Origin of the sequence: Pedobacter caeni, from assembly GCF_900129215.1 — a bacterium.
Lineage (GTDB): Bacteria > Bacteroidota > Bacteroidia > Sphingobacteriales > Sphingobacteriaceae > Pedobacter > Pedobacter caeni.
Genome location: NZ_FQUQ01000004.1, coordinates 705,305 through 720,748 on the forward strand (window position 1 = coordinate 705,305; position 15,444 = coordinate 720,748).

8 protein-coding genes are annotated in these 15,444 nt (G+C 42.2%); 3 read left to right on the forward strand and 5 right to left on the reverse strand.

Annotation, left to right across the window (positions count from 1 at the left end):
• Window positions 1-47: 47 nt before the first annotated feature.
• Complete coding sequence (locus BUC20_RS22515) at window positions 48-3,482, reverse strand: pyruvate carboxylase (RefSeq protein ID WP_073233336.1); 3,435 nt, start codon at window positions 3,480-3,482, stop codon at window positions 48-50.
• A gap of 235 nt (window positions 3,483-3,717) precedes the next feature.
• Between BUC20_RS22515 and BUC20_RS22520 the strand changes: the two genes are divergently transcribed.
• The gene (locus BUC20_RS22520) at window positions 3,718-4,626 is read left to right on the forward strand and encodes a DUF6268 family outer membrane beta-barrel protein (protein ID WP_143166879.1); all 909 of its coding nucleotides are present in this window, start codon (window positions 3,718-3,720) and stop codon (window positions 4,624-4,626) included.
• A gap of 65 nt (window positions 4,627-4,691) precedes the next feature.
• Here BUC20_RS22520 and BUC20_RS22525 read toward each other — a convergent pair whose 3' ends face one another.
• From BUC20_RS22525 to BUC20_RS22540, 4 genes are read right to left on the reverse strand one after another with little or no spacing between them, the layout of a single operon-like run.
• Window positions 4,692-5,390: an ABC transporter ATP-binding protein gene (locus BUC20_RS22525; protein ID WP_200800984.1), complete on the reverse strand. Its 699-nt coding sequence runs from the start codon at window positions 5,388-5,390 to the stop codon at window positions 4,692-4,694.
• 10 nt (window positions 5,391-5,400) lie between these two features.
• Window positions 5,401-7,575 (reverse strand): TonB-dependent siderophore receptor, encoded by a 2,175-nt coding sequence (locus BUC20_RS22530; protein ID WP_084529170.1) that lies wholly within the window; start codon window positions 7,573-7,575, stop codon window positions 5,401-5,403.
• Window positions 7,576-7,586: 11 nt separating this feature from the next.
• Entirely contained in the window at window positions 7,587-9,011 is a 1,425-nt protein-coding gene (locus BUC20_RS22535) for a DUF3526 domain-containing protein (RefSeq protein WP_073233343.1), read from the reverse strand.
• A 3-nt stretch (window positions 9,012-9,014) separates the two neighbouring features.
• Window positions 9,015-10,442: a DUF3526 domain-containing protein gene (locus BUC20_RS22540; protein ID WP_073233345.1), complete on the reverse strand. Its 1,428-nt coding sequence runs from the start codon at window positions 10,440-10,442 to the stop codon at window positions 9,015-9,017.
• A gap of 78 nt (window positions 10,443-10,520) precedes the next feature.
• Here BUC20_RS22540 and BUC20_RS22545 point away from each other — a divergent pair, with 78 nt between their 5' ends.
• Window positions 10,521-12,725 carry a peptidase domain-containing ABC transporter gene (locus BUC20_RS22545; RefSeq protein WP_073233347.1) on the forward strand — a complete coding sequence of 735 codons (2,205 nt, stop codon included), beginning with the start codon at window positions 10,521-10,523 and terminating at the stop codon, window positions 12,723-12,725.
• 28 nt (window positions 12,726-12,753) lie between these two features.
• Entirely contained in the window at window positions 12,754-15,444 is a 2,691-nt protein-coding gene (locus BUC20_RS22550) for a lantibiotic dehydratase (RefSeq protein WP_073233349.1), read from the forward strand.

Below are 15,444 nucleotides of genomic sequence, written 5' to 3' on the forward strand. Positions count from 1 at the left end.
ACTACTGGTGTTTTTAGCGGCTCAAATGGTATAATACGGAGATTGAACTAAACTTCCAGTACCAGATCATCAGTATTGACAATCGTTCCTTCCTTTAAGACAATTGATTTCACCACTCCATCTGCGATTGCCGTAATATTGGATTCCATTTTCATCGCCTCAATCATAAACATGGGTTGGTTTTTCTTTACTGTATCGCCCACCTTGACAAAAACTTTTGACAATAAACCCTGTAAAGGGGAACCAATATGTGCAGGATTCAGCTTGTCCACTTTTCGGTTTTCAGCCCTTGTGACCTTCACTTCTTTATCCTGAATTTCGATATTTCTTGTCTGTCCGTTCAGTTTAAAGAACACCGTCCGCATCCCCTTATCATCAGCCGGACCAATGGAAAGCAAACGGATCAGCAAGGTTTTTCCTTTGGCAATTTCAATCGTTGTTTCCTCTCCGGGCTTCATTCCGTAAAAGAAATACTGAGTAGGAATCACAGATACGTCACCATACAACCTGAAAATCCGGATCGCTTCGGCAGTCACCTTAGGATAGAACTTATAAGCAAGATACATGGTATAAGTCAGGTCATCCCCAAATTCCAGTTTAAAGGCCTCAAATTCTGCTTCCAGATTCAGGGCCTCCAGATGTTTATTAGGCCTGTCGGTAAAAGGTGTTTTTCCTTTCAGCAGGATTTTCTGTAAGGCTTCCGGAAAACCTCCTGTCGGCTGACCGATCTCTCCCATAAAAAAGGAAACCACCGATTCCGGAAAGGCAAGCTGCTCTCCCCTGGCAAAAACGTCCTCCGGACTAATGTCATTGGCCACCATAAACTGGGCCATATCACCCACGACTTTAGAGCTGGGTGTTACCTTCACAATGTCACCAAACATGGTATTCACATCTGAATAGCGCTGTTTGATCAATTCAAACTTATCCCCCAATCCCAATGCAATGGCCTGAGGTTTTAAATTAGAATACTGTCCGCCGGGAATCTCATGTTCAAAGACTTCAGCAGAACTTGCTTTTAAACCGGATTCAAATGGGTAATAGTATTCCCTTACTGCTTCCCAATAGTTGGAATATGCGTTCAAAGATTTGATATCATAGGGATTCTCCCTTTCATGAAAGCGCATCATTTCCACGATGGCATTAAAGTTCGGTTGTGCAGTGCTTCCTGATAATGCACCCAGGGCACAGTCGATCACATCGACACCAGCTTCAATGGCCATGAGGTAAGTTGCAGGTTGTAAAGAAGAGGTATCGTGGGTATGTAAATGGATTGGAATTTTTACTGTATCCTTCAGGGCTTCTATTAATATTTTAGCCGCATAAGGTTTCAATAATCCCGACATGTCTTTCACTCCAAGAATATGGCTACCTGCATTTTCCAGATCTTTGGCCATCTTCAGGTAATACTCCAGGTTGTATTTACTGCGCTTTGGATCCAGAATATCCCCTGTATAACACAATGCACCTTCTGCAAGTCCCTGTGTTTTTTTGCGGACCATTTCAATACAAGGTGCGATGTTCTCCATCCAGTTTAAAGAATCAAAGATTCTGAAAATATCTACTCCTTTTTCCCAGCTTTTCTCTACAAAAGATTCGATCAGGTTATCAGGATAAGCCGCGTAACCTACTCCATTACATCCACGGATCAGCATTTGAATTAAAATGTTGGGCATAGCAGCACGCAATTTCTCCAGTCTCCTCCATGGGTCTTCATGTAAAAACCGCAGACAAACATCGAAGGTTGCTCCACCCCATGCTTCCATACTAAAAGTCTGGGGGTGTTGTTTGGCAAAACCTTCTGCCACTTTGAGCATATCGTAGGTCCGCATCCTGGTGGCCAGCAAGGACTGATGTGCATCCCGGAACGTGGTATCCGTATAATGGATTTTCTTTTCTGCTTTCAGCCATTTGGAGAATCCTTCCGGCCCAAGTTCGGTTAACAAATCTTTGGTTCCCTTCGGATAAACAGACTGACCGACAATCGGTACCACCGGTTTTTCCAGGCGTTTATTTTCATCTACCTGTAGTACATCGGGATTCCCATTTACGGAAACCTCTCCTAAATAGGTTAATATACGTGTTCCACGATCCAGTCTCTTTTTTGATTCGAAAAGCTCCGGATGTTCCTGGATGAAATTGACAGTCGCCTTTCCCTGTACAAAGGTGGGATGGCTGATCAGGCTTTCCAGAAACTGGACATTATTTTTTACCCCACGAATTCTGAACTCCCTCAGTGCGCGGTGCATTTTCCTTGCCGCATCGTCCAGAGTATGTCCACTGGTACTCACTTTTACCAGCATGGAATCAAAAAACGGACTGATTTTCATCCCGGGATAGGTACTTCCTTCATCCAGTCTGATGCCAAATCCGGTTGCGTTTCTATAGGTAATCAGTGTTCCGTAGTCTGGTTTAAAATCATCCGAAGGGTCTTCGGTGGTAATACGGCATTGCATGGCAAATCCATTACAACGGATCGCCTCCTGGCTTTTAATGCCAATTTCCGCATCCGACAGGCGATAACCATCGGCAATAAACAACTGGGTTTTGATCAGATCAATCCCGGTAACCATCTCTGTAACCGTATGTTCAACCTGGATCCTCGGATTTACTTCAATAAAATAAATATGCTCCTGCTCATCGATCAGGAATTCAACAGTCCCTACATTGTTATATTTTACGGCTTTTGCGATAGAGGTGGCATAATGATACAGCTGGTCTCTGGTCTGCTGACTTAAATTCAGGGAAGGTGCTACTTCCACGACTTTTTGAAAACGGCGTTGTACTGAGCAATCGCGTTCATACAGATGGACCACTTCCCCGTAGTTATCTGCAACAATCTGCACTTCTATATGCCTTGGGCGGTTGATAAACTTTTCAAGAAATACAGTATCATCCCCAAAAGCATTCTTCGCTTCACTACGCGCTTCAAAAAAACTCTTTTTCAGCTGCTCATCGTTATGTACGATGCGCATACCACGTCCACCACCACCGGAAGCCGCTTTGATCATCAATGGATAACCAATCCGGTTGGCTTCAGTTAAAGCCAGCTCAATGGTATTCAGCTCCAGTTCATTGCTTTCTATGATCGGCAGACCAGCAGTTTTAGCCACCTTTTTTGCCGTCACTTTATCTCCTAATGAAGACATCACGTCCGGTCTGGGGCCAATAAATACAATTCCATTGGCTGCACATTGCTCCGCAAATTCTTCATTTTCCGATAAAAAACCATATCCCGGATGGATGGCATCTGCTCCGCAGTATTTTGCCATCCCGATCATCGCTTTAATGTCGAGGTAAGGTTTTAAAGGTTCATTGTCGGCCCCAATCTGATAGGCTTCATCGGCCTTATACCTGTGCAGGGAATACCTGTCTTCATAAGTATAAACTGCCACGGTCTGGATGTTCAGTTCACTGCATGCCCGTTCAATACGGATCGCGATTTCGCCCCGATTGGCAATCAATACTTTCTTAATGTTCATATTTTGGTTGTAGATTGAATCAAAAATATCACATTCCTGCTAAACCTGCACCATCAAAATCATTTTATTATCAGGCAGTTACCTTGTACAAAATACACTATCCAAAATAAAAACACAGTCCTGAATAGGGGTAAAAGGAAAACCTGTTGTCACATACCTGAACAGATCAGAAAATGTTAATGTATTCCTGTTCCTCATCCTTTACAGAAACAACATGTTTAAAAAAAAATCCCTGATGAAAAAAAAATTGATGATCCTGCTCATCTTATCCGGAAAAGGTGCATTTGCCCAGCTTACACCAGTAAATACCATTGACATCACCAGAACCTATAGTACTGGAAGTAAGTACATACAAAAAGATGAACCTTTAGAAAACACCAAAAAACCCCAGGAACGATTTGATCTGGGTTATAGTTTCATGATCTCCAACAAAGTAGATACCGCCACCCGAAAGGTTAACAGCTGGACTGCAATGGTAGATGCGAGTTATACTCAAATGGGTAAACCATTGACTGAAAATGACCTGATGCCTCATCGCTTATTCAGCACACAGTTTGGAGTAGTCAATTACCGCTCCCTGGGCAATAAATGGGGAATGGTAAAACTCGTTCAGGTTGGTGTCAATACAGACCTGAAGAAATTCGACATGCACGATCTGTTTGTTAGCGGAGGCTTGATTTTCATTAAAAATCAAAGTCCGAAATTTTCCTATGGCTTCGGTGTCTTTGTGGCCAATGCCACTAATGCTCCTCTTATCCTTCCCGCGATGATCTTTCAGCTGAGAACAGATGGCAAATTCAAATTCAAAATAGACCTGCCTACAGAAGTGAGCACGGCCTATGAAATGAATAAGAAGATGGAAGTAAAGCTGGCATTAAGATACAGGAACATCAGCTATGATGTACAGAACAAAATGAATCCAAAAAGACGGTACCTCAACTATATGGAACTTCCTTTGGGGCTCGAAGGAAAATGGAAAAGCAAACATTTTGATATTACTTTGGGCGGTGGCTATATGTTCTTAAGAGATTTTCAACTTAAGGAGGGGGGCTTCAAAAACATGTTTAAAAGCGTTCCTACAAATACCTTAAATGGTAATATATATTTCAGTACCGGAATCAGTTACCGGTTAAAATCAAAATAAGAAAAATGCCTTTCCGTACGGAAAGGCATTTTGAGATTTAAAGAGGAGATCCTGGTCTTGACGATCTAAATCGTTTCCAGATACAACTTCTGCAGATCACCTGCAGAAATATCCTTTGCATTTAAAGTATGAACCAAAGAGCCCTGACGCATAATTCCGATCCTTGTTCCCACATTTACCGCGTTAAAAATATCATGAGTAGCCATAAACACTGCTTTCCCTGCTGCAGAAAGCTGTTTGACAATTTCACTGAACTCATGGGTGGCTTTGGGATCCAAACCGCTTGTTGGCTCATCCATTAGGATGACCGCTGCATTTTTTGCTACCGCAATGGCAATACCTACTTTTTGTCTCATGCCCTTGCTATAATTCCCCACTCTTTTATGAAAAGCCTCAGGCTGTAAACCTGCCTGGAGCAAATACTGTTCAAGTTCCTCTCTTTTATACCTGAATCCTGCAATACGGCTAAAGAAATCCAGGTTTTCCAGGCTCGTCAGGTTCGCATACAGCATCACCACTTCTGGAATATAGGCCAGGAAACGTTTGGTATTGGCCTGATTTGGAGAAACCAGCAGACCATTTACCAATGCTTGTCCGGAACTTGCAGCTGTAAACCCTAAAAACAGATTGATAGTGGTGGTTTTGCCGGCTCCGTTTTGCCCCAACAGACAGAATACTTCCCCGGGTTCAACACTCAGGTTCAACCGGTCAAGGGCCGTTTGATCTCCATATTTTTTAGTCAGTTCTATTGCTTGTAACATCATCAGGCTAAGATTAAAATTTGATACCTATAGACAATTTCACATTAAAGGGATCTCCATCGATATAATAGAAATTACGTCCTTCATAAGGAAAACCGGAGATGATATCACCTGAAGACATGTAGCGTTTCCCGGTCAGGTTATCCGCGATCATCCGAAAGAAATACTTGTCCTGAACATAACTGATTCCTGCATCAAATTTGGTGTAATCAGGAATGAACTGGTCTTTATCTGAAGTACTGCGTTTGATGATTGTGGTTTGTCCCAGACTCAGGTTCAGACTCGCCAGATTCCTTAAAGGGAACTTATACTGTATCCAGGTATTGAAGATCTGTTGCGGTGTCTGAGGCATTTGTTTATCCAAACGTTTGGGATCTTTATCTTTGGTAATGACTGCTTTTACAAATGTATAATTGGTGACCAATGAAAGTTGATCAGTGATATTACCGATAACATCCAGTTCTATGCCCTTGCTGGTCACCTCCCCAAACTGTATCCTATAGCCAGCATTCACTTCATCGTTGGCTGCAGTATTAATTCTGATGGTATGAAAACCTGTTAAAGTGGTATACAAACGGGAATTAAACCAATTCCGTTTCAGGCCGATCTCCAGATTTTTTCCCCTCTGAGGATCCAAAGGTTCCGCACCAATCACTTCTCTTGCGGCATTGACAATCGCTTTCTGGCCAGTTTGTGGAACAAAAGACTGATCATACAAAAAGAAAGCAGTAGTGGAGCTGTCGATCAGGTAAGTTAGCGCTGCACGTGGAGAAAGGGCATTTTGGTTTTGTTTAACAGGAACCACACCTCTCGAATTGGTGGTTATTTTCTCATTTGTAAACCAGGTATACCTCGCACCGATCGTTAACAATAGCTTTTTATGCAGTTGAATATTGTCGTAGGCAAAAGCAGATTTTAAAAAAGTATTGTTGGTGATTCTGGTCAGGCGTGTCGTTTGACGGGCCTGATCGGGATCTACAAAATTTGAAGGATTTGCTAAAGTGTAAGGGAATTCGATTTTGCCATTGTTCAGTGACAAGGAGTCTCTGCTGTTGGTATATTCGGCGCCAAATAATAACTGATGACCAATTGGGCCAGTCCTGACTTTACCACTTGCGAACAATTGGGATGAAAATGTTTTTCCTGAGCCCATGCTCAGGCTTGACCTTCTATTCGTCATTCCATTTGGTTCGAAATACACCTTACTTCCTTTGGAAGTCATGTTCCAACTGGCGTAGGGAGCCAATAAATAAGACGACTGCGAAGTCAGTTGCCAGTCTTTGTTAAATTTATGAACAGCATAAATTCTGCCGGTTTGATTTTGGGCATAACTAATCGGCAATCCATTTCCTGCACTGTAATTAATTCCGATTGGCCCGCTGAGTTTATCTGCTTCACTCCGTACTTTATCAAGAGAGGACCCATATTGACTTTCCCCTCTTACCAGATTATACTCTGCCAATACAAAAGTGTTGGGGCTGAAGTTGTATTGCAATACAGGTGCGATCACATATTTATCCGTACGCATTTCATTCAGATAAGAATCCCTGTGCTGATAAGTGGTATTGAAACGGTAAGAAAAACCTTTTTTCTTCACTTCAGATCCAATATCAACTGATGTCCGGAAGAAGTTAAAACTTCCCCCATTGACCACCACATTCAATAGTTTCTGACCGGGTGTCTTGGTAGAAATGTTTATCGATCCTCCGGGTTCTCCATAGGAATTTAAAAACCCTGCAGGGCCTTTCACAAATTCTATGCTCTCGACCAGCGATTCATCGTCGATCAAAGCTCCATAACTGAAGCGGCGTGACATGCCATTGTAAGTGGAAAAAGCATTAAATCCCCGGATCTGAGCGGTAGCAGAATTGTCAAAAGGGGTACTGTTGAGTGCAAAATAAACACCGCTGACATTTCTGGCGGCATCTCTAAGCTCCAAACCTCCTTGTTGTTGTAGCAGTGAAGAGGAAATGCTGATGATACTCTGGGGAGTCTGTAATAGAGGTTGCTGTAATTTCAAGGTATTGGTAAGGGTCTCCGGGCGTAACCTGACCACCCTCTGTTTCACCACATTGACCTCCTTTAATTTGTTGACTTTCTGAACACGGGAAGCGGTATCGCTCTTCTGCCCATAACTCAGGGGCTGATAGATCAAATAGAGGAAGGTTAAGTAAATTATTCTTTTCATTTATGTATGGGTTATTTGAGTATGCTTTTTTTTCTTGCAATCCATAAAACCAGGGCAATGGCCAACCAGAGGGGTATCGTGTTGGTTAAAATCCGGCTAGTCCTTGTTTCATCCTTTGCAGGCTGAAAAACGGGTAGGTTCATCACCTCTTTACGGCTTAATTTTTTATTGGCCAGGAGATAACTGTTCATCAGTTTCACCCAAAGGTTTTGAAAGTCTCCTGCTTGTTGCTGGTAAAAGAGATAATCCCTTAAATCAGTCTGGGCGGTTGCATTGATCAGACTTTGCATTTGAGCGACAGGATTTAACCAGGCCGTTTTGCTTAACCAGGAATTATGTGCCTTTGCTCCGGCATGGTATTTTTTTACATTTTCGTTCATCCGCCTGCCAAGCAGGTCATAGTAGGCCACAAATCTTTTGTTTCCATATTGGGCGGTATCCGATGATTGTTTCAAGGGTAGATACTGTGGGTTATTGCGGTAAAAATGAACCAGCAACTCCTTAATGGGCATTTCCCAGGTATCCAGCATCGTTTCTCTTTGATGGGAAACCAGTTCAGTCCGTAAAGGCATAGGATACTTCAATGCGGCCAGTTTATTCATAAGAGCTGGCAGAATTAAAGTCAGCAGCAACCAGATCCCCAGCAAAGTCAGGGAGTTGATACGGGAAGATTTGCGCAAGACCACGACCAGCCAGCAGATAGAAAACCAGAATAAAAGATAAGTGGTCAGCACGAAAAACCAGAGGAGCACATCAGCTCCTGACAATAAAGTCCCCTTTGGATGCAACAAAAAACCAATGATGCTCAGGATCCAGCCAAGCATGCAAACCATTAACAAACGGAACAACAGTTTATGAAACAGAATCCGGTTGAGGTCTCCGCTTTGCACATTTAACAAACGGTCTGTCTGTTGCTCCTTTTCTTTGGCATACAGATCATAACAAAGGATAATGATCAGCAGCGGAAACAAATAGATCAGTACAAAAGAAAAATCAAAATTCCCGGAAGCCAGTTTCTCCGGATTGGCAATCTCTGCATTGGGCGGAGTAAGGATATCCCGTTTACTGTTAATGATGTCAAAATAAGGAAGAATATCGCGTTGACCGATCGCCATTAAAGCCAATCCCTTTGGTGGATTTGTAGCAATTGGCGATGCCCGGTATTCAATCACCTGTGGTAATCCTGCCTGCGCAGCCAATGTCTTTCCTTTGCTGGTACTCGTGTCTGCGTCAAAACGCCCAAGCAGCTCCTGAAAATGAGATTTTTGGTTTTGAACCAAGGTATCCAGTCCTGAAAGTTGTTGTCCGACAAAGTGATGTCCTGTGCTCAGGCTATAAAAGCCCATCAACAGGAAGAAGATAAGAATCAGTAGCTGAGCAGGCTGACGAAGAAATTGACGCCATTCAAAGCTGAAAATTAATTTAAGTAATGGCATATCCTAAAACAGTGAAGATTTCGAAACGAAGTGTAAAGACAGGGAGAGCAGCAATACCCAGCAGCAAATGGAGATTATTCCCGTTTTCTGCATCGCGGCAACCTTGGAAAGAGAAGGGAAATCATACTGAAAATCCTTCAGCTGCCGGAAAAATTCCGGACTTGCAATATAAGCCTGCTGACCTTTCTGAGGATGATTTGCCAGTTCCAGATTTAACTCCCGGATCAATCCGTTCCGGTATTTTTTTGCCTGCATAAAGAAATTCTGATGATGGTAAAAATCTGTCCCCGACATGGCCATAGAGAGCCGTTTCAAACTGATAAAAGGGTTCAGTAACCCTGCGCTATTCAGAAAAGACTGCTGCTGGTTAAAGGTATCTTCCAACTCCGCATAGTAATGATCAAACACCTTATTCTGATAATCTTCATTGTACTGCAGGATTAAGCCATCCGCATTCACTGGCAACTGACTGGCGATAGCTACTTTATATTTTTTCAGTAAGGCATTCAGGTAATTTCCGGCTCTTTCCTGATAAGGTGGATCACCATTAATACCTTTTAAAAACCCTGCCCTGATATGGTCCTTAAAGGCGGCCCTTGACATTAAAGGATAGCGTTTATCCGCCAGCCCTGTCGCTATTTTAGGCAACAAGACACAGCTGAAAAGCCATAGGCTTAAAACAATCATGATTGCCGTCCCCGAGCCTTTACTCAATACAGAGACCAGAACTCCGGTTAAAGTCAGGAGCAGATAGAACAACACATATCCGGCAATAATGAAGAGAAACCTGCCAATTAAAGATATACCTGAAGGCGCAAAAAATAAGCAGCACAACACTACCAGAAAAATGGGCAAAACCAGCAAAATCACAAAAAGGTAATTGGCAAATACTTTTCCCCATACCAGCTGAACCGGCTTTATCCCCTGAGCCATCAACATTTTAAATGTGCCGGATTCCTTTTCAAAAGTCAATGATGAGGAACTGATAAATAACAACAATAAAGGGATAAGCAATTGCATGATCATCGCTATGGTAAAGGACCCGAAGCGCATCAGCGCATCATTACTTTCTGCATTACTATAATCGACCTCATGCTGCACATGTGCCTCTACCCGGTAGGTCGTGCCGAAGTAATCATTTAATCCCGGATCAAATGCACTGATCAGATTCAGGGGTTTAAAAAGAACGGTTCCGAAATGAGCAGCATCATGTGGATTGGTATGTTGAGCCTTAAACTGATCCCGGAACTTTGCGTTGGATCGTTCCCTGCTTTGCTGATCCTGCCGGTACTGAAAAACAGTAAGCAAACTGCTGACGGCAAACAGTGTATAAACGATGACCGCCAATGTACTCATGATGCGGTCACGGTAAGCCAACCGAAACTCTTTCCAGACTAAAGTCCGTAATGTAGGGGATAAGTTCAAAGACATTTACATAAATTAATTGCATCAAAGTTGCATTATAATTATCATATTTGCAACAGTGTTGTATTTAAGATTATACTATATATGTCTCCTATTTTCTCTTTCGGCAGGAAGTTTCCTTTTTACAAACAGCCAGATGCAATGGACTGCGGGCCTGTGTGCCTGAAGATCATTACGGAATATTATGGAAAGACTTTCCCTTTGTCGCATTTCAGGAAATTATGCAATATCGGAAAACAGGGGACCACCATGGCCAGCATGATCGCTGCTTCGAAGTCACTGGGTTTTAAGACTCTTGCGGCAGAATTACCTTACCTGCAACTGCTAAACAAAGTATCCCTTCCCTGCATCCTTCACTGGGAAAAAGAACATTACGTTGTTTTATATCATATTACCGATAAATACGCCTGGTTATCCGATCCTGCAATGAGCAGCAAGCTGAAGATCAAAACCAGGGATTTCCTCAATTCCTGGCAGATAGAAGAAGGCAGTGATATAGGCAGGGTTTTGCTGCTGGAAAACACTCCTGCCTTTCAGGAACAACAAAGTATACCGGAACAAGCGGCTTCGTTATGGTCACTGCTCCCCTACCTCAAATTACATCGCAAAAGTTTAATTCCCATCGGTCTTAGCCTGGTTCTTGCCAGTGTTTTCTCTTTAATCATTCCATTACTGACCCAACTGATTGTTGATAAAGGGATAAACGGAAAAAACACCAATCTTCTTTTCCTGATCTGCATCGGCCAGCTGATGTTGTTCTCCGGGCGAATGCTGATGGATTTCCTTCGTGCCCGTCTCCTTTTCAGACTGGGGGCACGAACGAGTATTACGCTGTTAAAAGAATTCCTTGCAAAGCTGATGAAATTACCTTTTACCTTTTTTGACAACCGACAGGCGGGAGACAACATGCAAAGGGTGAATGACAACCAGCGTGTGGAAGAGTTTCTGACCAATTCGCTGATCAGCTTTATCCTCTCCCTGATCACCCTCCTTGTCCTGGGTGGAGTATTATGGTATTACAACTGGCAAATCTTTCTGATTTTCATCGCTGGTGCAACACTCAGCGTATTATGGTCCAATTCATTTAAGCAAAAAAGAAAGATCATCGACCAGAAAAAATTCAAAGTACTTTCCGCCAATCAACAGCTGTTGCTGGAGATTTTTTATGCCATGCAGGAGATTAAACTGACGGGCAGTGAAAAAGAAAAACAAGAATTATGGGAAGGTTTACAAGACCGCTCCTATGATTTGAAGCTCGAGGCTTTGCAACTCGATCAGCTGATGCAAGGTATCGGGTATTTCATTAATGAGGTCAAAAATGTTTTTATCACTTATGCCGCTGCCATGCTGGTGATCAATGATCAGGTCACTTTAGGTGGTATGCTGGCCATTACCTATATCTGCGGACAGCTCAATACCCCGATCACTCAACTGATCGAATTCGCCAGGGTTTCCCAGAATACAAAATTCAGTCTGCAGCGTATGGCAGAAGTTCATCAGGAAATCCCGGAAGATTTTGAACTCAAAGATCAGCATGTCCCTTCAGGTCCCCGGGACATCATACTAAAGCAACTCAGCTTTCAATATGGAAACCCTCAGGCACCGTTTGTCTTAAAAAACGTAGACCTGTTTATCCCCGCAGGGAAAGTTACCGCCATCGTAGGCATGAGCGGAAGCGGCAAAACAACCCTCATTAAGCTCTTACTGAAATTTTATGAGATTAGTAAAGGCTCCATCACCGTTGGAGACCAGTCCTTAGCTCAGCTTCATGCCAAAGCCTGGAGGGCATCCTGTGGTGTAGTGATGCAGGATGGCTATATTTTTATGGATACCATTGCCAATAACATCTATGCAGGTGCAATTGTCAAAAATGAAAAACGTCTTCATGAAGTAGCCAGAATGGCGAACATGCATGATTTCTTCAGTTCCATGCCTTTCGGTTACCAGACTGTAGTTGGAAGAGACGGATATGGATTAAGTGAAGGACAAAAACAGCGGCTCCTGATTGCCAGACTGATCTATAGAAATCCATCTTATGTCTTTCTCGACGAAGCCACCAATTCCCTGGATGCCCATAATGAATTGTCCATTGTCAATAACCTGAATGAATTCTTTAAAGGCAAAACTGTATTGATTGTTGCCCATAGACTAAGCACCGTAAAAAATGCAGATCAGATAGTGGTCCTGAATCAGGGTGCGCTCGTAGAAAAAGGCACACATCAGGAGTTGATTCAACTTAAAGGCAGCTATTACCACCTCATTAAAAATCAATTAGAACTCAGTAAATAATCCATTTTAAAATAAAACCAGAATAAAAATGAGCATTCAGATATTTCCACATTCTTTAGTCAGATATGCTGGTATGGATTACCGGACCTTTGATGATTTTAAGCTGAAAGGAGCTGCCGAAATCCTGCAAAAACACCAATACATCCTTCGCGAAAAAGCAAGACTGAAGCTATTGATCTGTGATGGATTGTACGACTTAATTACCGCACAGACAACCGATGAAAACAGACAGATTCTGATTAACCTGAAACGACAGATCTATAACGACAAGAAAATAGCGATTCAAAAGCTGGACGAATCAATGGGCTTATTTCCTGATGCACTCGCGTTAGAATTAAAAAGCTATCTCTTTCTGGAGCAGTCTATCGCTAATTTCCACAATGCAAACCGAACAAACTTTCAACGTCAGCTGATAGGGCAATACAGAAAGCTTCAACAGTTGGCCTTTGCTCCTTCCCTGCAAAATGGGCTACTCTTATCCAGCCCGGTTTTATTGGAACAATTGTCCGGATATCAAAACAGAGAACCAGAAGCTTTTCGTCAAAAAGAGCACAGGATAAGTTTTAGTTTGCTACGTTACCTAACCAGAATGTGTTTCAAAACTTCGCCTTTCAGTACTTTTACCTATACCGGAATCATGCAGCTGTCGGGGAAGCAGCCTCGGAAACAGGAGCTGTTTTCCAAAGCCATTCACCATAAAATCAGGCTGAATAACAAGCTGTTTGAATATCTGAAATCTGTATTGGTCCATCATCCCCGGATCAATGAACTCATGACAGTCAGGCTCAACGAGACTGCCACAATCAAAGCAGAAAAGATCCATTTCCTGATCAATTTTAACAATATAGAATCCTTTCAGCAATTGCCTGCAATAGGATTACAACTCTTGATCTTTCATTATCTCAGAAAAGAAAAACAAACACCAACCTTGGTTCAGTTAATAGATAAAGTGTCAGAGTCAGTAGAAGATGCCAGTGCGGACATTATAAAAAGCTATCTGTTTAAACTCATTTCTGCAGGATTACTGGAACTAAGTATGGAAACTTCGGGCATCAACCCTAAATGGGATGAAGAACTATTGAAATTCCTCCTGAAAACAACACCTCAAGACGCTGACACCCAACAGCTAATCGGGCTTTTTGAACAATTACAGCAATACAAATCCAGCTATTCGAAGGGAAATACTGCTGAACGAAACTCCATACTCCAGGCTGCGGAACACCAACTTGATACGGTTTTAAAAGCGTTAGAGCATTCGGCCGGGTTAGCCAGCCCTCAAAAAGGAATGGATCAGGTTTCCGAATCCAATCCCAATGCAGCATTTGAAATTCTCAATTTTAAATCGTACCGTTTTTCTGGCAGACAGCTATTTTACGAAGATTGTTATACCACAGAATCTGAATTTTTAGAGAAAGCCCTGATCACAGATTTCACAAAAAAAGCAGATCAGCTACTGAGTCACCTGAGCCCGATGGATTTGTTAAAAACCGAACGTCAGAAAATGACCTCTTTTTTCCGGGAACACTATCCTGAAAATACGAAAGTAAAAGTCGCAGATTTTTACCATGCTTATTACTTTCATATAAAAAAGCCAGAGAAAGAAAATACAGCAACCTTGTCCGCCAAAAATTCGGGTGAATGGGTAACAGCCGTCAATCTGAAATTGGCAGAATTAACGCTGAATAAACCGGATTCCATCCACCTTGACCATCTTTTTTTTGAACCTTTATCTACTGGCAAAATGGCGGAAAATCAATATTCAAAGGCACTTTTTGTCCAGTTTTATTTAAAAAAGCAAGATGCTCGTGAAGAAAGTCAGAATGCTGTTTTCGGAGTTATTAATTCTGTTCTTCCCGGAATGGGTAAAGTAAGCGGCCGGTTCCTGCCTCTGTTCTCTCCTGAGCTTAGTACTGATTTTCTCCGCTATAACTCGCAACTTCATCCGGAAATACTCAAAGCAGAAATCAATGATGCTTCGAGTTTTAATGCCAATATACATCCCTCCTTACTTGATCATGAATTGGCCTTACCTGGAGGAAACAAAAGCTATCCGGAAAATCAGCAAATACAAATCGACGACTTGCTGATCAGCTTTAATGAAAAAACCAACTTTCTTAAACTTAGCTACAGAGAAAAAGATATTTACACTTATGATCTATGTCTGGAATCATTTTATAATCGTTCCAATCTTTACCAGCTAATGGCCCATTTTAATGAAGAAGAAAAGGTATTTCTTCCACAATTTATCAGCCTGGTAGATGCCCACTATCTGGAGCCTGAAGAAGAACAGGTTGAAGAAATTCTCTCCCTCCCCAGAATCACTTATGAAAAAACGGTCATCATCCGAAGAAAAACATGGCGTATAAAAACGGATTCTATACCAGTCCAACAACCATCAGAACCAGATTACGACTATTTCATCAGGATTAATGACTGGCGTCTCGGGCATGAACTTCCAGTCAATATCTTCTTGTTTTTAAGAAAAAAAACTTTCTTCATCAAACCCTCGCTTCAGAAGAACGCAAAAAAAGAAGGATTTAATGATGATTATAAACCTCAGTTTATTTCATTTGAGCAACCCTTACTCATCGAATTGTTCAAACGTCTGCTGGCCAGGGCGGGCGATTATGTAGTCGTAGAAGAAATGCTGCCGGAACTTCCAACTGAAAGCCAATCTGAACCTGTTAAAGAATACCTGCTACATTGGTATAAATATTAA

Bases quoted from the DNA above. Each gene is read 5' to 3' on its own strand.
- BUC20_RS22525 (WP_200800984.1), bottom strand. From the start codon at position 5,390: ATGATGTTACAAGCAATAGAACTGACTAAAAAATATGGAGATCAAACG.
- BUC20_RS22540 (WP_073233345.1), bottom strand. From the start codon at position 10,442: ATGTCTTTGAACTTATCCCCTACATTACGGACTTTAGTCTGGAAAGAG.
- BUC20_RS22550 (WP_073233349.1), top strand. From the start codon at position 12,754: ATGAGCATTCAGATATTTCCACATTCTTTAGTCAGATATGCTGGTATG.
- BUC20_RS22535 (WP_073233343.1), bottom strand. From the start codon at position 9,011: ATGCCATTACTTAAATTAATTTTCAGCTTTGAATGGCGTCAATTTCTT.
- BUC20_RS22530 (WP_084529170.1), bottom strand. From the start codon at position 7,575: ATGAAAAGAATAATTTACTTAACCTTCCTCTATTTGATCTATCAGCCC.
- BUC20_RS22520 (WP_143166879.1), top strand. From the start codon at position 3,718: ATGAAAAAAAAATTGATGATCCTGCTCATCTTATCCGGAAAAGGTGCA.
- BUC20_RS22545 (WP_073233347.1), top strand. From the start codon at position 10,521: ATGTCTCCTATTTTCTCTTTCGGCAGGAAGTTTCCTTTTTACAAACAG.
- BUC20_RS22515 (WP_073233336.1), bottom strand. From the start codon at position 3,482: ATGAACATTAAGAAAGTATTGATTGCCAATCGGGGCGAAATCGCGATC.